Source organism: Chryseobacterium angstadtii (assembly GCF_001045465.1).
Classification (GTDB): Bacteria; Bacteroidota; Bacteroidia; order Flavobacteriales; family Weeksellaceae; genus Chryseobacterium; species Chryseobacterium angstadtii.
In genome coordinates, this window is sequence record NZ_LFND01000003.1 from 158051 (window position 1) to 175860 (window position 17810).

At 37.0% G+C, this 17810-nt stretch carries 20 protein-coding genes; 18 read left to right on the plus strand and 2 right to left on the minus strand.

Annotated features, from left to right (window positions below; translation table 11 throughout):
- The first annotated feature begins 358 nt into the window (after nt 1-358).
- The 8 genes from ACM46_RS08925 to ACM46_RS08960 all read left to right on the plus strand — a co-directional run bounded on the left by ACM46_RS08925 (nt 359) and on the right by ACM46_RS08960 (nt 7092).
- Nucleotides 359-1744, plus strand: coding sequence for a hypothetical protein (locus tag ACM46_RS08925; RefSeq protein ID WP_048506310.1), 1386 nt, complete (start codon nt 359-361; stop codon nt 1742-1744).
- A gap of 25 nt (nt 1745-1769) precedes the next feature.
- A complete protein-coding gene (locus ACM46_RS23100; protein WP_073060406.1) occupies nt 1770-2861 on the plus strand; it encodes a putative toxin in 1092 nt (363 codons plus the stop codon).
- 23 nt (nt 2862-2884) lie between these two features.
- Nucleotides 2885-3241, plus strand: a complete 357-nt coding sequence (locus ACM46_RS08935; protein ID WP_048506312.1) for a hypothetical protein — start codon at nt 2885-2887, stop codon at nt 3239-3241.
- A gap of 10 nt (nt 3242-3251) precedes the next feature.
- Nucleotides 3252-4232: a hypothetical protein gene (locus ACM46_RS08940; RefSeq protein WP_048506313.1), complete on the plus strand. Its 981-nt coding sequence runs from the start codon at nt 3252-3254 to the stop codon at nt 4230-4232.
- Between the two features lie 63 nt (nt 4233-4295).
- Nucleotides 4296-4805 carry a hypothetical protein gene (locus ACM46_RS08945; protein WP_048506314.1) on the plus strand — a complete coding sequence of 170 codons (510 nt, stop codon included), beginning with the start codon at nt 4296-4298 and terminating at the stop codon, nt 4803-4805.
- 125 nt (nt 4806-4930) lie between these two features.
- A complete protein-coding gene (locus tag ACM46_RS08950) occupies nt 4931-5698 on the plus strand; it encodes a DUF2314 domain-containing protein (RefSeq protein WP_048506315.1) in 768 nt (255 codons plus the stop codon).
- Nucleotides 5699-5718: 20 nt separating this feature from the next.
- Nucleotides 5719-6039: a hypothetical protein gene (locus tag ACM46_RS08955; protein WP_123868160.1), complete on the plus strand. Its 321-nt coding sequence runs from the start codon at nt 5719-5721 to the stop codon at nt 6037-6039.
- A gap of 27 nt (nt 6040-6066) precedes the next feature.
- A complete protein-coding gene (locus tag ACM46_RS08960; protein ID WP_073061301.1) occupies nt 6067-7092 on the plus strand; it encodes a hypothetical protein in 1026 nt (341 codons plus the stop codon).
- 103 nt (nt 7093-7195) lie between these two features.
- Here ACM46_RS08960 and mobB read toward each other — a convergent pair whose 3' ends face one another.
- Together mobB and mobA are read right to left on the minus strand one after the other, a co-directional pair.
- The gene (gene mobB, locus ACM46_RS08965) at nt 7196-8458 is read right to left on the minus strand and encodes a conjugal transfer protein MobB (protein WP_048506318.1); all 1263 of its coding nucleotides are present in this window, start codon (nt 8456-8458) and stop codon (nt 7196-7198) included.
- Entirely contained in the window at nt 8455-8886 is a 432-nt protein-coding gene (mobA, locus tag ACM46_RS08970; RefSeq protein WP_048506319.1) for a conjugal transfer protein MobA, read from the minus strand. The genes mobB and mobA overlap by 4 nt, the downstream gene beginning before the upstream one ends.
- A 408-nt stretch (nt 8887-9294) precedes the next feature.
- On the opposite strand from mobA, the gene ACM46_RS23325 reads away from it, so the two are divergent.
- From ACM46_RS23325 to ACM46_RS09015, 10 genes are all read left to right on the plus strand, one after another.
- Nucleotides 9295-9459 (plus strand): hypothetical protein, encoded by a 165-nt coding sequence (locus ACM46_RS23325; RefSeq protein WP_157859436.1) that lies wholly within the window; start codon nt 9295-9297, stop codon nt 9457-9459.
- 203 nt (nt 9460-9662) lie between these two features.
- Nucleotides 9663-10442, plus strand: a complete 780-nt coding sequence (locus ACM46_RS08975; RefSeq protein WP_048506320.1) for a ParA family protein — start codon at nt 9663-9665, stop codon at nt 10440-10442.
- Entirely contained in the window at nt 10435-10833 is a 399-nt protein-coding gene (locus ACM46_RS08980; protein WP_048506321.1) for a DUF3408 domain-containing protein, read from the plus strand. The genes ACM46_RS08975 and ACM46_RS08980 overlap by 8 nt, the downstream gene beginning before the upstream one ends.
- Nucleotides 10834-10863: 30 nt before the next feature.
- A complete protein-coding gene (locus ACM46_RS23865) occupies nt 10864-11139 on the plus strand; it encodes a DUF3408 domain-containing protein (protein WP_048507112.1) in 276 nt (91 codons plus the stop codon).
- Between the two features lie 50 nt (nt 11140-11189).
- Nucleotides 11190-11756: a hypothetical protein gene (locus ACM46_RS08990; protein ID WP_157859437.1), complete on the plus strand. Its 567-nt coding sequence runs from the start codon at nt 11190-11192 to the stop codon at nt 11754-11756.
- Nucleotides 11757-11968: 212 nt separating this feature from the next.
- Complete coding sequence (locus ACM46_RS23630) at nt 11969-13507, plus strand: hypothetical protein (RefSeq protein WP_228417761.1); 1539 nt, start codon at nt 11969-11971, stop codon at nt 13505-13507.
- Nucleotides 13508-13778: 271 nt separating this feature from the next.
- A complete protein-coding gene (locus tag ACM46_RS09000) occupies nt 13779-14084 on the plus strand; it encodes a DUF4134 domain-containing protein (RefSeq protein WP_048506323.1) in 306 nt (101 codons plus the stop codon).
- A 30-nt stretch (nt 14085-14114) separates the two neighbouring features.
- Complete coding sequence (locus ACM46_RS09005) at nt 14115-14948, plus strand: DNA adenine methylase (protein ID WP_083429476.1); 834 nt, start codon at nt 14115-14117, stop codon at nt 14946-14948.
- A gap of 9 nt (nt 14949-14957) precedes the next feature.
- On the plus strand, nt 14958-15293 hold the full coding sequence (locus ACM46_RS09010) for a DUF4133 domain-containing protein (RefSeq protein WP_048506324.1): 336 nt from the start codon (nt 14958-14960) through the stop codon (nt 15291-15293).
- Nucleotides 15293-17800: a TraG family conjugative transposon ATPase gene (locus ACM46_RS09015; protein WP_048506325.1), complete on the plus strand. Its 2508-nt coding sequence runs from the start codon at nt 15293-15295 to the stop codon at nt 17798-17800. Before ACM46_RS09010 ends, ACM46_RS09015 begins: the two co-directional genes overlap by 1 nt.
- Nucleotides 17801-17810 lie beyond the last annotated feature (10 nt).

A 17810-nucleotide genomic window follows, 5' to 3' on the forward strand; every position in this document is an offset into this window, starting at 1 on the left:
TAATCTAAAGAAAACCGCTAATTTTCAAAAACAGATGCAATTCGATAGACTTACGCCTGTGCCTACTATTGGCATGGGCTAAGTCTTTTCGGCATCTGGGTTCTTAGCGGTACCTCTTTAGACGATTGGCTTCAGTACCATGCCTTTCTTTGTTTATCCCCAATAAATAGGTAAGAAAGATAATTAAACTTCCCAAAGTTTAAAATGCGACAGGTTCTGACGTTTTCCAGTTATAATTTCGCTCCATATATTTTTTGAATGAGAATTTAAAAGTAAAAATTCCGTGAAAATACCTAGAGCCGAAAAACATAAATAGAATTAAATTGCAAATCCCTCCGAAAAAAGCACAGTTATACCGATGAGATATATTATTATACTATTTTTTAATGTCAGTTCTATTTGTCTCGGACAAATACCCAAGTTTCCTGAAATGCCCCAAAAGAATAATCTATTTAGGGTACAGGAAACACAGACGATCACTCCTGGTCGTTATAATCATTCTCGCATTAATTCCCATGCCGATCAACGTATAAATCAACAAGCAGATCAAGAACATATTAATAAGGAGGTTGAACGTCAGATTGCAGAGATAAGGGCCGAATCCTTCGCTAAGAACTTTAGGCTTGCTTCATTAGCAGATCAAAAAGGTACCTCTTCATATTATGCGGCTTATGAAAATCTGTCACAACTTGATCCCGAAAGCTATTCCATAGCAGATGCTGTTTTTATAGTTGAAAATGCTTATTACGATAACAATAAAAACTTCCATGAATCTTACCAAAATCAAATCCAAAAAGCAACTAATATTATAAGAAATGATTTAAAGAAAAACGGAGTGGAAGATTCTGACAACGTTTCCAAGAATCTATCAATTTTTAGGTATTTCGCGGAGGACAGTAAACAGAATGGGAAAGTAGTTCATAAGGCTATGAAATACGATTTTGACGATTATATGGGCGCCAAAGATTATTCAAAAATGTTTGTGTCTAAACTGATGAAAACCAATTCTGGTCAGTGTCATTCAATGCCATTACTATATCTAATATTAGCAGAACAAATTGGAGCGGATGCATATTTGGTAATGTCTCCGAATCACTCCTATATCAGATTTAAAAATGATGATGGAGAAATACTAAGTATTGAATTGACCAATGGAATGTTTTCTGCCAATTCCTTTGTACTCAATTCAGGATATATTAAAGCAGAGGCATTAAAGAATAAGCTATACATGCAAAACTTAAATAAACGGGAAGTTTTATCGCAGACATATGTGGATTTAGCAAGTGGTTATATACATAAATTTGGTTATGATGAATTCGTTTCTAAGGTTCTTGATAAGGCTTTGCTTTTAAATCCACAGAATATCAATGCGACTTTATGGAAAAGCAATACGGATCAAGTTCGTTTTATGCAGTCTTGCGCGAGATTTGGAATTGACCCTCAGATTAAGGAGCAGCTGCAAAATATCCGTAATTACCCACCATTGGAAGACCAATTTCGTCAAATAAATTTGAGCTTTGACTATATTGATCAATCGGGGTTTTCCCAGATGCCACTGGATCAATATGAAAAATGGCTCAGCTCATTAAGAAGTACTGAGAACAAACAAAAAAGTGATGAAATTGCGGAAAGGATCAAAATTTTAAACGCGCAAAAGCAGAGAGAAGCTCAAAATAAACCAAAACCTATCTTACCTAAAAAAGAATCCCCAAAGATTTACAAAATTCCAAAGGAATTTTTATAACTGATAATCAAGAAACAAATAAATTATGAGAAAGATTTTATTTTGTGTTTTCCTGTTTCTTATGTGCTTTTCGCAAGCGCAGGAAAAACAAAAGAAAAAACACACAAAAGAAAAAGAATGGGTAAACCCCGTTAAATTGACAAAAGAAGAGCGATCCCGCCCCTATATGTCGGAAGTGCTTAAGACAAGAGATAGCTTAAGTCCTGCCGAAGCCGAAAGAAGAAGAAAAAATATAGAAGCAGGAAACCCATTTAAAAAATATGGTTACTACCCCAAGGTAGCTACATTAAGTAAGGGAAAATACCTTGAATTTCATGATCAGGACAGTATTGTTACGATAGGATCAGTAAAATTCAACGTCAAAAAAGGTGAGGTTGTTGATTTCATTGAAGTAGATCTTGAAGATCCGGACGCACAACCGATCGGTGATACACATGGACGCTGGATGAGTCCTGACCCCCTGAGTGAAGAGTTCCCAAGTTGGAGCCCTTACAGTATGTCCTTCAATAACCCTGTAAGATTTAAAGATCCCACAGGTTTAGCGCCGGAAGATGCTACTGAGTGTTGTTGGTGGCTACGTTTAATGCCGTTATTTGAAGAATCGTCAATTAAACCGAACATAATTGAAACAGTTACCAAGACTGGTGAAGTAGGAACAAAGCAAAGTGAAGCCGTAACAAAAGCTCAGCAGGAACATTTCAATTTTGGTAGATATGTTGAAGAAAAACAGCTTGCGGAAATGGGAAAGGAGAAAAATACCAAAACCTATGAATACACCGATCCTAAGACTGGAAAGACCGGAAAAACTATACCCGACGCAATGACAGATGAAGGGGGAACTGTGGAAATAAAGCATGTTGCCAAACAATCGTTTACAAAACAGCTTAGGGGCCAGCAGGAAATTTCAAAAGCAAGTGGACAGGAAGCTATTTTGAAAATTAATGAATCTGCAAAACTAAGCGAACCGCTTAAAAATTCCGGTATTAATATTCAACGCTATACGCCTCCTGCAAAACCCAAAATTGATAATCTTAGAGTTACACCTGCTCCTGCTCCTAAGCTTATTCCTGTACCAAAACCTAAAGATCCCTGTGGTGGTGTTCCTGGGTGCACATAGTTTAAAAAGTATTATATTTATTTATGAATAATATTGAGAAATTGCTCAATGCCATAAAAGAGCAAGCAACAAAGTATTTAATTGAAAGTGGTGAATTCGCACCCTATGCTACCTATGTAAGAGCAAATGGTAACCTTACTAATATCTCTGCTTATTCAGAATCAACAAATTCAAAAGAAATGTATGATATTTTGCTGGCTGGCGCATATGATGATTTAAAAGATGAGGATATTCGGGTTTATGCTATTGCTCAGGACGGAAGATATCAGGGTAAGGATGTATTGGTTGTGGATTTAATTCTTTCACCTGAAAGCAGATTTCAGCAAATCTATCCCTATACTAAAGATGGTGAAAATGTAAAATTTGGGGAAATGATCTAAATTCAGATTTATGACGGATAATCCATATTTAAAATTTAAAGATGATGACCTAAAGGAATCTAAAGTTTTAGCCGAAGCATTAAATATTTCTGAAAGTGATTTTTTAAAAATTCAGGATTGGTTTGACCAGTTACTTCTATATCATCAAGAATTAACAAGTGATAAGGAAGAACAATTCAATGCGGAAAAGAACTTGGAGAATAGTTTCCATGAACTGATCTCATCAGAAATTGAAAAGAACAGCTATAAGTACATCCTGCCAAAATTGTTGCATTATAACAATGAATTTAATGGCGCATTTTTAAGGTCGTTATACGTCGCCAGATTGGGAGCTTTGCTCGGAAATAATCTTATCCCAAATTTTGTGAATGACAAGATGATTACGTATTCACCGGAAGATTATTTTCATATTACGGTTTATCTTAAGCATAACTATTTTGTTTCGCCGAACAGCAACTTTTTGGAAGGTATTATAAAAATTGAACAGTCCAGAAGTATTTTCAAAAAAGCTACTGTGGAAGTTAAACTATCAACTTTGAAAAATATACTGGAAATTATAAATCAGATCAGCTTCCACCATGACGTAATCTGTTTTAAAAAGATTTTAAAATTAGTGTCTCCCAAAGACATTTTATTGATTGATTATCTGAAAAAATTTAAAGTTGCCAATAATCAGTGCTGCTACAGAATTATTAACCGAATTATGAATTTGGAAATAGTTGAAAACAGTTGGGATGACTTTGAGATTAAAGTTCAGCTGATTCATTTCTTTGACACAGCGAGAGGCGCAAATCCCAGTTCGAGTTGGTTAAAAAAGTTAGATGAACTGACCGTAAGAGTAGGCAGTTCTAAACTTTTACAAACAGCAAATACAGTTTTGGATAATAATAATTGTACGGATCATAAAATAGATTATGGGGTCCAATGGAGCGATGATACGGCAAAACGATTTTTGAAATCGGCGCAATGGATTAAGGACATTTGTCGGTAAAAAAAATTAAAATTCGCTATTTGCCTAAATTGAGAAAAATTATAAAATTCCTCGTCAAATAAAATGGGTAAAAGAGTAAAAACAGAAATCGGGGACATATTCTCGGTGGAATTAGAAAATGGGAATAAAAAATATTTCCAATACATCGCTAATGACCGAACCCAATTGAACAGCGATGTTATTAGATCATTTAAAAGAGAATATCCAGCCCGTGTAATTCCTGATTATTCGGAACTGTTGAAGGGCGATATTGAATTTCATGCACATACCGTGATCAATATTGGAGTAAAACAGGGCTTATATATGCAGGAAGGTAAAAGTATTGTTTATCCAACTTTAGAGGAAGTCTTATTTCGGGATACAAATGATTATGGTAATAAAGTTGGGGATGAACCGATAAAAGTTTCTGAAAGGTGGTTTGTATGGAAAATTAATGATGAAGGTTTCAGAAAAGTTGGTAAACTGGAAGGAGAAAACCGAATCGCGGAAATTGGAATTGTAATACCGCCTTTTGCAATAGCGGAACGAATTAGGACAGGAAAATACAATTTCGTCTATCCAGATTTTGACTAAATAGATGGCAATATGAATAGCCTTACAATTAAGTTTTTTGGATGCTAATTTTAACCATAATAAAATACCCAATATTACCTATTTAAAAAGAAGCCACCAATTTCCCCCAAAGTATTAAGAGAATAATGGACAATCATATAACAATTGAGGTCGATGATAAATTTATATATAATTTATATAAGGCCAGCAGCACGCTATGGTACTTCGATCAGTTGATCGCAGGTGGATTTACAGGATATAATTCTATAAAGTTCAAAGACAAAAATGATGTTTTCGTTTGGTTGGAAAATATTGAAATTGAAGGAAAATATTACAAAGGAGTTCTCGCTGAAACAGGTCAGCCGGAAATCGTTCTCCGAAAAGAATCTGTTGACTGGCTGTTAATAGATAACCAACGACTGATAGGTGGCTACACCATACGTCATTATTACAATATGCTATCAGAGGATGAAAGAGTAAATTTTGAAATATATTGTGGATATCGTATTGATCATGGGAATGATTTTTTCAGACCAGACCGTTCAACTCCTGAAGGTGCAATAATCACTTTGGAAAATTTTTACAATGAAAATAATATGGAAGGTATTTTATCCTGTAAAGATTTTTATCTGGAAGCGGAAAATGTGATGCAAGAACACAATATGGATTGGGATTCAGAAATCCATTCTAAAGTAGTAAGCGTGCTGAGGGTTTCTCTATTAGAGGATTTAGAGAATAAAGGTTTTCCAAATTTTGAGACCATTGAGCGCGTGTTCAACCTTATAGAGAGAAGAAAAGATCAGGAGCTAATTGAAGAAACGCTTTACTATCCGGACGGATTTATAACGGTCAATAAATTTTGGGTTGGTCTAACAAAGGATAACGGTTGGAAAGTGTTGAATCTTGTTGAATAAAAAAATTAATGCAGGTAGCCATGAAATTAGATGAAATTATAAAAGCAATCAGAAGAAATACGATTAATGATTTCCTCACCGAAGAAGTGAGTGATATGGACTATGAGAAAATCATTCTGTATGGAGAGTACTCTATAGGAACTGATACAAATTATAGATTCTTTAAATTAAAAAGGGCAATGAAGGAATTACTCAATGATAATGGGATTACATATGAACGGCTTTGTTCACTAAAAGAACTTGGTTTATTAATAGATTATTATCTTTCTAAGTATGATCGAAAGACAGATGACGTACTTGCAATTGACATTATAGACCATATTCAAAATCCAGATTTTTAAATATATCCCATGTTGGGAACCAAAATTATGAAATACTTCTATCTCTCTTTATTTATCTTTTTTGCAGGGGTAATCAAAGCCCAGGTGAACCAGTTTTATACCGATGCCTACCAGACTATTGATAATATGCTGGACGATAAGCAGAAATACAGTTTTAAAACTGCTGTTCTGAGTGTGGAAAATGCATATTATCAGGGCAAACTAGACACAGTTGAGCTTGACAGGAAAATCCGATTTATGGCCAACTTTTGCAAAACAATTATTAAGAACCGGGATCTTACTTACAATGAAAAAGATAAGGAGACGGTTAGCAAATATGCTGCAATTTTCTCGGTGATCTGTGAGGAAACGCCAATTTTAATAAACCAGGATACGATTCGCTACAAACCATTTTCTTATGATTTTGAGGACGTGTTTGGACACAGAGAGCTGGCGAATCTGTTTGTTTCCAAACTGATAAATACACAGAAAGGCAACTGTAACTCGTTGCCCTACCTATATAAGATCCTCGCCGAGGAAATTGGTGTAAATGCTAATTTGGCCCTTGCTCCCAATCATATTTATATAAAGCATAACATTAAGTCAATAGGTTGGTATAATACCGAACTTACCAGTGGTATATTCCCACAGGATTCCTGGCTAATGGCATCGGGGTTTATCCATTTGGATGCGATTGAAAATGGTGTATATATGAAAGCGCTTGATGATAAAGAAAGCTTAGCGTTGTGCTTGGTAGATCTGGCAAATGCATTTAATAGGTCTTTTCCGGATAATGATGGCAGCTTCGCTTTAAAATGTGCTGATCGTGCGATACAAATATTTCCGAATCTGATAACGGCCTTAATTCTAAAAACGGAAACGCATAAAAACCAATATTTAAAACTTGAAAAAAATTCTTCAAGTGCTGTCAGGCTGCTTTCAAAAATCAATGCTGAATATAGTTACATACATAAGATCGGATACAGAAATATGCCGGAAGGAATGTATTTAGAGTGGTTAACATCATTAAAAATCGAAAGAAAAAAATATAGTGATCAAAGAGTAGTACTTTGAATAAATCAATAACTGTTAGTTCTTGAAATTAAAAGTTCGACTTCTAATTGTAATTTGTTTACTGCCACTTTTTCAAATATTGCCTAAAAAAAAGATAAATAGATCACAGTTTTCTACGTTTACGTTTACTCTTTCTTTTCATCCGGTTTTCAAAATCAATTTCCTCAAAATCTTCTCCCTGTGATCCTGGTATCATTGAGCCCGTTCCCTCAATAAAATTATCGGTCAGATTGGTTAAAATTCCTTCATCTATGAAATCAAATAATTTATGGATCGGCAGGTCATTTTTTTGACCAGTACCATAATCATCGCTGAGTGGCCTTGCCCCTATCGACCAATACTCGTTAAAGAAATTTGCAGAAAGGTTCTTCCCTAACTGTGAGCCGTTCCAGACAGAATGACTTTCATGGTCGATAAAAGTTACACCATAAATTCTACCTTCATCATTTCTGCGTACTACAATATTGATTCCCTGTTTTGCCAACTGTTTTTTAAATTCTATCTCACTATTGGTAATTGCTAGAACAGATTCACAGGTATTCTTTAAAATTGATTTTGCTGGGCTGGATTTCATAGCGATTTTGCTTTCTTCAAAATGACTGAGTAGAAATTCCATTCCAGCCTTTTTTCCGAATAATGAAGCTTTAAAAGGATTGCTCGCTTTATTACCTTTTTCATCCAACGCAAAATAAACAAGACCACTTTTAGGCTGTCCCTGAATTTCTCCTTTAACCTCTTCGGCGGTGATATTAAATAATGATAAAAGCGCGTTATACCCCCCAAGAGTCTGAAATTGGTAGTGTTGGGGTATATATCGGACCACCGCTGAAATCTGGCTCTTGATATTTCCTTTTTTATGGTTAACAGGTCTAAAATTAAGCTCATCTTTAGTTAATTTTTCCGTTGCGGGCAATAACCCATATTCCTTTTCAATATTCCTGCAGATAGTCATCGATTTGCCGTGATCATTATAATCGGGAATTTTCTTTCCGTCAGATTTTACACATGTGGTAACTATGTGCATATGGGTTCTTTCAATATCTGTATGTTTAAATATAATGTAAGGCTGATTTCCAAATCCCATTTTTTTCATATATTCATTGGCAATATTAATAAGATCATCGTCCACTACTTTATCATTCGGATCAGGATTTAAAGAAATATGACGGATTGGTTTCTCTGTTTTATTGTTAGCTGTAAGATATGGATCAAAACATTTCATTAGATAACTGACCGAATAAGTTCCATCGAAACTTTCCGGCATATTATTAAGACCAAGAATCTCCCCATTTTCACTTGCTACTTTTTGAAAATTGTAGGTAATTACTCCGTAAAGGTTTGCTCCTTTCCCAATTTTAGCGATCATTTTTCAAGGTGTTTTTTTTCAAATTCGCGTGTTAAGTCAATGATTTTCCGACAAAGTTCTGCAAGTTCAGCAGTCTGATTTTCTAATTTGAAAAGATATGCCGCGGCCTTTTTCTCTGAAAAATTTCGGTATAAAATCTTTACTATCTGGTTATAATTTACGCCTATTGATCGGAATTGGCTATATAAATTGGTTAACCTGGTATGATAATCCACTGCATTCATATCAATTTTTACTGTCTTTATGGTTCTATCAAACATGCAAGCTGTGATAAAATGGGCCATTACTTTCATACCTGACTTCTCAAATAGCGATAAGAAACGATCATTCTCCTTATCGTTCAAACTTATGGAATACCGGTGTCTTGCCGGATCAACCTTGGGCTTGCGCCCAGACTTTTTGATTTGCTCTTTTTTTTGATTGTCCATTGTCAAAAATTAATGTTTTAATGAAAACCTCGACTTCGGAGAGTGTTTTTAAAGCCCCGCTAGGGCAAGTTGTTTTGAGCGGCGGAATTTATTTCGAGCTGCTCAAAAGATAACTTGCTCCTTTCCGATGAAAGGATTCCGCCAGCGATGGCGGATTGAGTAACAACGATTAAAGGATTTTATTTTTTAAATCCATCAACAGTATATGAGCTTCTTTTATGTCTTCCACGAATCCTATACAAAGTAAAGGCTAGTTTTTCAAAGGCTCACCATATCAACAAGAGCCAAAAACCGCCGCTTCTGGTCAATCAATTCCAGGTAATTATAGTGCATTAAAAAATACTTCTTCTTTGTGCTATCAAGCAAGATAAGCTGATAGTTTTCCGGATATCAGGCAGGCAAAAAGTCATGGGGGCAAATCATCAGGCCAGTTATACAGCGAACTTGTTTTCAAGCCTGCCAGAAAACATGATTTCAGGACGACAGTCGAGTTATGATCCTGTCCCGCCTGAAAAATATCCGGGATTCAGGGATGAAGGAAGAATTGATGGACAGATTGCTTTCCGGAAATAAATAAGATCGGCAGGATGGATAGAAAGTCTGAAGGATAGGATGAAAATCGGCAAGAATGCAGGCTTGACGGATTCCTTTTGGAAAATCAGTCAGTCATTCTATCTGGAAAGAGAACAATAAATATGGCAAGCCATCACGCAGGAGATCCGGTTTGCAGGATAGACCAAATACTATTTTATAATAATTTTTAAAAATCTAGAAAAATGGAAAAAAAGAAAAAAACATTATTTGTGGCATTCTCCAGCCAAAAGGGAGGTGTCGGTAAAAGTACTTTCACCGCGATTTTAGCGAGTACATTACATTATAGTCGAGGACTTAATGTAGCTGTTTTTGACTGCGACTATCCCCAACACAGTCTTGCCCAGATGAGACAGAGAGACCAATCCGCAATTATGAAAAATGAGACCTTTAAAAAATTGGCTTTCCAACAATTTAAGACAATAAATAAGAAAGCTTATCCCATATTTCAATGTAAGCCTGAACTTGCCTTAAAAGAAGCAGAGCAATTTTTAAAATTGTCGCCCATTCCTGTTGACATCATATTTTTTGATCTACCTGGAACAGTTAACACTCCCGGCCTTCTAAGCACTCTTGCGGGAATGAACCACATTTTTTCTCCGATAACTGCGGATCGCGTTGTGCTTGAAAGTACACTTTCTTTTACCGATGTCATGACCAACGTTTTGATCAAAAATGGAGAGACCTCGATTGAAACAATTAGACTCTTCTGGAATCAGGTAGACGGCAGGGAAAGGTCTGTTCTATATAACCATTATGATAAAATAATTCATGAACTGGGATTGACATTGATGGAAACTAGAGTTACTGACAGCAAACGATTCAGAAAAGAAAGTGAATCAGAAGCGAAAACGGTTTTTAGGTCAACTCTGCTCCCACCGGATAGAAGACTTGTAAGGTCCTGTAAAATGGATATGTTCATTGAGGAATTTCTGAAAACAATAAAACTGAAGGATAATGGATAAAAATGAGAAAAAAGCGAACCTCCCAAAAGTTGATGAAGAATATCTTATGCAAGTTATGGCTGAGGGTACACGGGATCCAAATCTGCCAGTTCAGCAAGAACCTTCTGCTGAAAATAAGCCTGTGGTGAAAGATAAACCGAAAGGAAAAAGACAGCCAGAAGGAAGCTACGGGGAACTTTTTCTTAAAAATCATTCCATGAACCGAAGAGGTGAAAAGAGTATCTATATCAGGCCGGAATATCATGAACGTTTATCAAGAATAGTACAGGTTATTGGCGAAGATAAAATCCCGTTGTATGCCTATCTAGACAATATTCTGAATCACCACTTTGAACTTTTTGAAAAGGCAATTACAGATGACTTCAATGATAAGTTTAAACCAATCTTCTAATTATTTCAATTTATAACAATGAATATCAAAATGAAAAAACAACAGAATAGCCAATTGAAAAAAACACTTCATATAGATGAGTATGAATGTGCTTTTTTAAAGCCGACAAGTACTGTAGCCAGATGTGGAAAATCGGTTTACATATGTTCGGATTTTCACAAGAAACTTACCCGGATCGTATGTATCCTTGGGGACGGTGAAATTACCCTCACTGACTATATCCATAATGTCCTGAAGCAGCATTTTGAAAATTTCGCTGACGAGATAAACACAATCCATGCCCTGAACCAAAAACCAATATTATAACGATGGAAGTATTGATTTTAATCTTTCTTTTAACAATAATCATTCTTTTGTTGAAAGATAAATTGGTTATAAACAAAATTACAAGAACTCAGATCGTCGCTCCTAAGAAAGATCAGAAGGATATCATGGGCAAATCCAACTATGATGGAAGACTTACCGCGCCAAGTGTATCCACTGAAAGCCAAATAAATGAGCGAAAGGATAAAGAGAATAATTTTGAAATGAAAACCGAGGGAAAGGGTTTAGAACATCCTGTTCCAGATGGAAATTCTGATGAAAATTCCGAAGAGCAAATTGACTACGAGGAAGAAGAGGAAGAATTTAAAAACATGGGACTTCCAAATGATGTCAGAGGGTATGCCAAAGGGGTTTCCTTTCAGGAACTCAATGATGCCGGGCAGGTATTAAGGAACAATGATCCGGAACCTGTTTCAGTTAAAAAGGCCGTTGCTGTAGTTCGTAAAATAGAAGGTACCGACCTGTTCTATCTTTTGGAAAATGCTATGGAAGGTTCATCCCGTAAGATCGCAGATCTTTTGAATAAGAATTTGCCAAACGAAGAAGAACCTAAAACTTCTGAAAACAGTGATGATTTTAACATTGGGGATTTTATTTAAGATCCCCTTTGTTTTTTTACCGGCTTTCAAGTCATTAGTTCTTTAAAAAATCCTTCTCATTATTTGCCGTTGAAGTACAAAACCTGTTATATGATTTATTTTTAGGGCGACAGCGCAATTGAAAGACAAAAGATGCCCTAAAATTCCTTTTAAACAATGCTATTGCTTTTCCAAACATTTTTGCTCCATAACAATAACAAATATTCATTATTATGGAACAGACCAAAAGACAACTCCCGGAAATTGAAATAAGTGGAACTGTTTTTCAATTTGACATTGATAGGCTTGCTCTTATAGAAAAAGACAATCCAGCCAATTCGATCAGCTTTGCCTACATGGAAGATCATGGGACACACTATTCCTTTAATTACAGCCCAATCTCTAAAAATCACGATTTTATCGTTATCGATCCCGAATTTGACGACACTGGAAAAATTATCCTTGATCCTTATTTTGAGACCAGCCAGAATGTTAAAATTCCAAGGATTACAGAGATTGATCCATTAGGGTTTAGCCAGAAGTACAATTGCACCAGCAAAGATATGGTTGAGAAGACTGACTTTGAATTGATGGTTAACCAGGATGTTTACAATAAGAGAATTGACGGTCATCCCGTCAAAGTAAACATTTGCGGCAATCAATATGTTGTTGATCCGGACAATGATATCTTATGGTCGATTCAGGGAAAACCGGACATTGACCTTGACCTGGTTAGAGATTATTATAGTGACAAAAACAGAGCATATAATATATTGTATGAACCTGCAACCGGACGGGTTATTGATCTCAAAAAGGAAAGTGTTATGGATACTGAGTCTGTTAGGCTTGTGGAGATTCCAGACATAAGAACCATAGATCCTATAGGTAAAAACCATGCGGCAAAATTACCGCTAAAATTTGGCCTTTTATACCATGATCTAAAGCTTGAATACGACCTTGCCTACAGTCTGAACGAAATTAGCCAGGTTATACCAGCAAATAGGAATGATCAGGGCCAACTGGAATTACTGATCGAGGGGACTACATTTATTGTCGATATCAATAGATTTGAGTTCCGTGACAAGTCCGATCCAAATAATGTAATTCCGTTAAAAGAAATGCAGGACAGTGGTGATGGATATCTGATCGAATATAATGACAAGGATATTCACTTACCTGAATTTGTTGTACTTGATCCTTCAGGCATGGCAAAAAAATACAACGTCTCCATCATGGAAGTGGAATCGCATGATGACTTTCATTTTATGGTTGATCAACAGGCTTTTCACAGCCGGATGCAGGGCAAACTTCCAACTATCGATATTGAAGGCCATACCTTTACTGTTGACATCAGGATGAATATGCTCCGTTCGGCAACTGATTTCGCATCTAAAGGGATAAATTTTGATGATATTGACCACTATTATTCGGAAGAGAAAGATGCTTATCTCATTCCGTACGATCCCATAAAACATGAATTTCGCGAATTGGACTACGCAAATATTTCCAGCATTCCAAAAGATCTGATCGCCATTGAATTTCCATTTCAAACAAAACTTGATCCGATTGGATGGAACCGTGAAGGTGGGTGGGATCTGAAAAGTGATTTAAAATGGCTTGGCGTACAGAGCCATTTTGAAGCCAAGAAAATTCTCTGGGAAAAAACTTTTATTGTTGATGTCATCAAAGAAAATAAGGAAAAACAACAAAAAAGTCAGGACAATCAAAAGGCCAATAATCAGTCAAAGAAAAGTAAAGGGCGGAAATTCTAACCATTTCAAACTATAAGATTAAAAGTGCTAGTTCTTAGAATCTAGCACTTTTTTTTGTTCCCCAGAAAGATAAAATCGTCCCATCCGCTGACCTGTATTCTAGGGTTATAAATACTCATTATTTAGGTCGCAAAAGTACCCCCTGACAACCTTAGAAAGCCAAATAATTCCACGGATTTCCAATTTAAAAGAGTGCTTTCAATTCTATCTCACATTTGCCATGTAAGCCTGCAGGGTGCAGGAAAAGAATAACAAAAAATTCGATTAAAACATGGAAAAACAAAGAAAAAGAATTTTGATGACAGCATTGTTAATGATGTCAACTTTTGGCGCATTTGCCCAGGGAAACGGTCAGGGCGGTATTCAGGAAGCAACTCAAATGGTTACTTCTTATTTTGATCCTGCAACAAAATTGGTTTATGCTATCGGCGCAGTAGTCGGGCTGATTGGAGGTGTCAAGGTTTACAACAAATTTAGCTCTGGTGACCCCGATACCAGTAAGACTGCTGCCAGTTGGTTTGGAGCATGTATTTTTTTAATTGTCGCGGCTACGATCTTACGATCATTCTTCCTGTAGCCTTCAATTCAAACCTTCAAATCAACAGCTATGACGACAGCAAAAAAAATAGTTACTCCATTAACATATTATGGGGGTAAACAAAAACTCGCAAAGGTTATAATTCCTCTTATCCCGCCACATAAAACATACGTTGAGCCTTTTGTCGGTGGCGGGGCTATATTTTGGTCAAAACCTATTACCGAGGTTGAAGTTATCAACGACTACAATAGGGAATTGATCAATTTCTACGAAATGGTCCAAAACCAGTTCGTAGAATTGGAAAAGCTGATCAGAATAAGTCTCCACAGTAGATCCTTACACAACGACGCCCTAGTGATTTACAACAACCCTCACTTATTTGACAGGTTAAAGCGTGCCTGGGCAGTATGGGTTCTCTGTAACCAATCCTTTAGTTCAATTATCGGGGACACCTGGGGCTACGACAAAACCAGTTCTACGAGCGCCAGAAAGATCAGCAATAAGCGCAACTCATTTTCAGAGGAATATGCGATCAGGTTACAGAATGTTCAGATCGAGAATACCGATGCTCTCCGCATCATTAATTCACGCGATCACATTTCTGCATTTCATTACTGTGATCCACCATATTACAATTCTGACTGTGGCCATTATGACGGCTATACGAGAGAAGATTATTCCTCACTCCTACGGTGCCTGTCCCAGATCAGTGGGAAATTTCTGCTGAGCAGTTATCCGAGCCCTGAGTTAAAGCAATACATAAAAAACGAGGGCTGGTACACTTTACAGATGCAGTCCAGTGTAATGGTGGATAATGCACATGGAAAACCGCATAAAAAGAAGATTGAGGTCTTGACGGCGAATTACGACCTGAACGCAATTCAGGGAACTATAAACTTTTAGACCATACCGATGAAAACATTTAATATCAATAAAGGTGTGGGCCGTTCGGTTGAATTTAAAGGGCTTAAGGCCCAGTACCTTTTCATTTTTGCGGCAGGTCTTCTGGGTGTATTGATCCTGGTCATGATCATGTACATGATTGGTCTAAACTCCTATGTATGCCTTGTACTGGGAACTACGGGATCATCGGTTCTCATCTGGCAGACTTTCTCACTTAATGGGAAGTATGGTGAACATGGACTTATGAAAATAGCTTCAAAAAAGCGACATCCTAGGTTCATTATCAGCCAAAAGCGGATTTATCGCTTACTAAAATCCAAGTTGAATTTCAAATCAATCAAATAATGAGAAATATGGCAAAGACAAGGACACTTGAATCAAGGTTTCCGCTACTTGCAGTTGAAGAGAACTGTATTATATCGAAAGAAGCGGACATCACTGTATGTTTCAAAGTTATCCTTCCGGAAGTATTTACGGTATCATCTGCTGAGTATGATGCAATGCACTCTGCCTGGCATAAAGCGATAAAAACCTTGCCCGATCATTCAATCGTGCTAAAACAGGATTGGTTCATTAAAGAGAGTTATGAACCGGATCTTTCCAAAGAAGATATAAGCTTTTTAGGGAAATCCTATCAACAGCATTTCAATGAGCGACCATTCTTAAACCATTACTGTTATCTATTTCTGACCAAGACCAGTAAGGAAAGAATGCGGATGCAATCTAATTTCTCCTCGCTTTGCAAAGGTGTCTTGATACCCAAAGAAATACGTGACAAAGAAAACATCCATAGGTTCATGGAGGCCGTGGCACAGTTTGAACGGATTTTAAATGACAGTGGATTTATATCTCTTGAAAGGCTTACGAGTGAGGAAATTACCGGAACTGACAATGTTCCTGGCCTCCTTGACCAATACTTAACCCTTTCAAGAGCCAAAGATGAACCTTTACAGGACATATCTCTTGGAAACGAAGAAGTGCGCGTTGGTAATAAAAGGCTCTGTGTACATACCTTATCGGACACCGATGATCTTCCTGGTACTGTTTCAATAGATAGCAGGTACGAGAAACTATCAACGGACCGTAGTGACTGTTTACTGTCATTTGCTTCACCTGTTGGTTTGTTGCTTAACTGTAATCATATCTACAACCAATACATCTTTTTGGATAATTCTGACGATAACCTCAGAAAATTTGAGAAATCCGCACGGAACATGCATTCGTTGGCAAAGTATAGCCGAAGCAATCAGATAAATCGGGAATGGATCGAAAAATATCTCAATGAAGCGCATTCTTTTGGTCTTTCTTCGATAAGGGCACATTTCAATGTGATAGCCTGGTCAGATGATCCTGCAGAGTTGAAACGTATAAAAAATGATACCGGCAGTGCACTGGCCCTAATGGAATGCAAGCCAAGACATAACACTGTTGATGTCGCTACGCTGTTTTGGGCAGCAATGCCCGGCAATGCAGGCGACTTTCCAAGTGAGGAAAGCTTCTATACGTTTATTGAACCAGCGCTCTGTTTTTTTACCGAGGAAACAAATTACCATGATTCCCCCTCTCATTTCGGGATAAAAATGGCAGATCGGCTCACGGGAAAACCAGTTCATCTGGATATATCTGATTTCCCGATGAAAAAAGGTATCATCACAAACAGAAATAAATTCATTCTTGGTCCTTCCGGTTCGGGCAAGTCTTTTTTCACTAACCACATGGTTCGCCAATACTGGGAACAGGGATCGCATGTTTTATTGATCGATACCGGGAATTCATATCAGGGGTTATGTGAAATGATAAAGGGTAAGACCAAAGGGCAAGACGGGGTATATTTCACTTACACCGAAGATAATCCAATATCCTTTAACCCATTCTATACAGACGACAACGTTTTTGATATTGAAAAAAGGGAAAGTATTAAGACGCTTATCCTAACACTATGGAAGCGAGATGATGAACCACCAAAACGTTCAGAAGAAGTTGCTTTATCGAATGCGGTAAGCGGGTACATCGAACATATTAAAAACAGCGATGTTAAACCGTCCTTCAATGGATTTTACGAATATGTCAAGAACGAATACAAGCAAGTTCTCCAAGCCAAGGAAGTCCGGGAAAAAGACTTTGACCTTGCCAATTTTCTAAATGTGCTAGAGCCTTACTATAAAGGTGGAGAATATGACTATTTACTAAATTCCGAAAAGGAGCTGGATCTACTGAATAAACGGTTTATTGTTTTCGAAATCGACGCTATCAAGGATCATAAAATTCTTTTCCCCATTGTGACCATTATTATAATGGAAACTTTTATCAATAAGATGAGGCGGTTAAAGGGTATCCGGAAGCTAATTCTGATTGAAGAGGCTTGGAAAGCGATAGCAAAAGAAGGTTTCGCGGAATACATAAAATACCTCTTTAAAACGGTCAGAAAATTCTTCGGAGAAGCAATCGTCGTGACCCAAGAGGTAGATGACATCATTCATTCACCCGTGGTCAAAGAGACTATCATCAACAACTCTGATTGCAAAATTCTCCTTGATCAGCGTAAATATATGAATAAGTTCGATGACATCCAAGCGATGCTAGGTCTTACCGAAAAAGAGAAATCCCAGATACTTTCGATCAATATGAACAATGATCCTTCCAGAAAATATAAGGAAGTATGGATCGGGCTTGGGGGCACTCACTCTGCAGTCTACGCAACGGAGGTTTCAATGGCCGAATATTATGCCTATACCACGGAAGAAACCGAAAAACTGGAGGTCATGCAACTGGCTGAGGAACTCGGCGGGAATGTTGAGCATGCCATAAAACGCATTGTTCTCAAAAATACCGCAAATCAAAATAATAATTAATCTCTAAAAT

What these genes read in the sequence shown, in the direction of transcription:
- ACM46_RS08925 (WP_048506310.1), top strand. Translation starts at nt 359, where the DNA reads ATGAGATATATTATTATACTATTTTTTAATGTCAGTTCTATTTGTCTC.
- mobA (WP_048506319.1), bottom strand. Translation starts at nt 8,886, where the DNA reads ATGGACAATCAAAAAAAAGAGCAAATCAAAAAGTCTGGGCGCAAGCCC.
- mobB (WP_048506318.1), bottom strand. Translation starts at nt 8,458, where the DNA reads ATGATCGCTAAAATTGGGAAAGGAGCAAACCTTTACGGAGTAATTACC.
- ACM46_RS09010 (WP_048506324.1), top strand. Translation starts at nt 14,958, where the DNA reads ATGAAAACATTTAATATCAATAAAGGTGTGGGCCGTTCGGTTGAATTT.
- ACM46_RS09015 (WP_048506325.1), top strand. Translation starts at nt 15,293, where the DNA reads ATGAGAAATATGGCAAAGACAAGGACACTTGAATCAAGGTTTCCGCTA.
- ACM46_RS08975 (WP_048506320.1), top strand. Translation starts at nt 9,663, where the DNA reads ATGGAAAAAAAGAAAAAAACATTATTTGTGGCATTCTCCAGCCAAAAG.
- ACM46_RS08960 (WP_073061301.1), top strand. Translation starts at nt 6,067, where the DNA reads ATGAAATACTTCTATCTCTCTTTATTTATCTTTTTTGCAGGGGTAATC.
- ACM46_RS08950 (WP_048506315.1), top strand. Translation starts at nt 4,931, where the DNA reads ATGGACAATCATATAACAATTGAGGTCGATGATAAATTTATATATAAT.
- ACM46_RS23630 (WP_228417761.1), top strand. Translation starts at nt 11,969, where the DNA reads ATGGAACAGACCAAAAGACAACTCCCGGAAATTGAAATAAGTGGAACT.
- ACM46_RS08940 (WP_048506313.1), top strand. Translation starts at nt 3,252, where the DNA reads ATGACGGATAATCCATATTTAAAATTTAAAGATGATGACCTAAAGGAA.
- ACM46_RS23865 (WP_048507112.1), top strand. Translation starts at nt 10,864, where the DNA reads ATGAAAAAACAACAGAATAGCCAATTGAAAAAAACACTTCATATAGAT.
- ACM46_RS08945 (WP_048506314.1), top strand. Translation starts at nt 4,296, where the DNA reads ATGGGTAAAAGAGTAAAAACAGAAATCGGGGACATATTCTCGGTGGAA.
- ACM46_RS08935 (WP_048506312.1), top strand. Translation starts at nt 2,885, where the DNA reads ATGAATAATATTGAGAAATTGCTCAATGCCATAAAAGAGCAAGCAACA.
- ACM46_RS08955 (WP_123868160.1), top strand. Translation starts at nt 5,719, where the DNA reads ATGAAATTAGATGAAATTATAAAAGCAATCAGAAGAAATACGATTAAT.
- ACM46_RS23100 (WP_073060406.1), top strand. Translation starts at nt 1,770, where the DNA reads ATGAGAAAGATTTTATTTTGTGTTTTCCTGTTTCTTATGTGCTTTTCG.
- ACM46_RS23325 (WP_157859436.1), top strand. Translation starts at nt 9,295, where the DNA reads ATGGGGGCAAATCATCAGGCCAGTTATACAGCGAACTTGTTTTCAAGC.
- ACM46_RS09005 (WP_083429476.1), top strand. Translation starts at nt 14,115, where the DNA reads ATGACGACAGCAAAAAAAATAGTTACTCCATTAACATATTATGGGGGT.
- ACM46_RS08980 (WP_048506321.1), top strand. Translation starts at nt 10,435, where the DNA reads ATGGATAAAAATGAGAAAAAAGCGAACCTCCCAAAAGTTGATGAAGAA.
- ACM46_RS09000 (WP_048506323.1), top strand. Translation starts at nt 13,779, where the DNA reads ATGGAAAAACAAAGAAAAAGAATTTTGATGACAGCATTGTTAATGATG.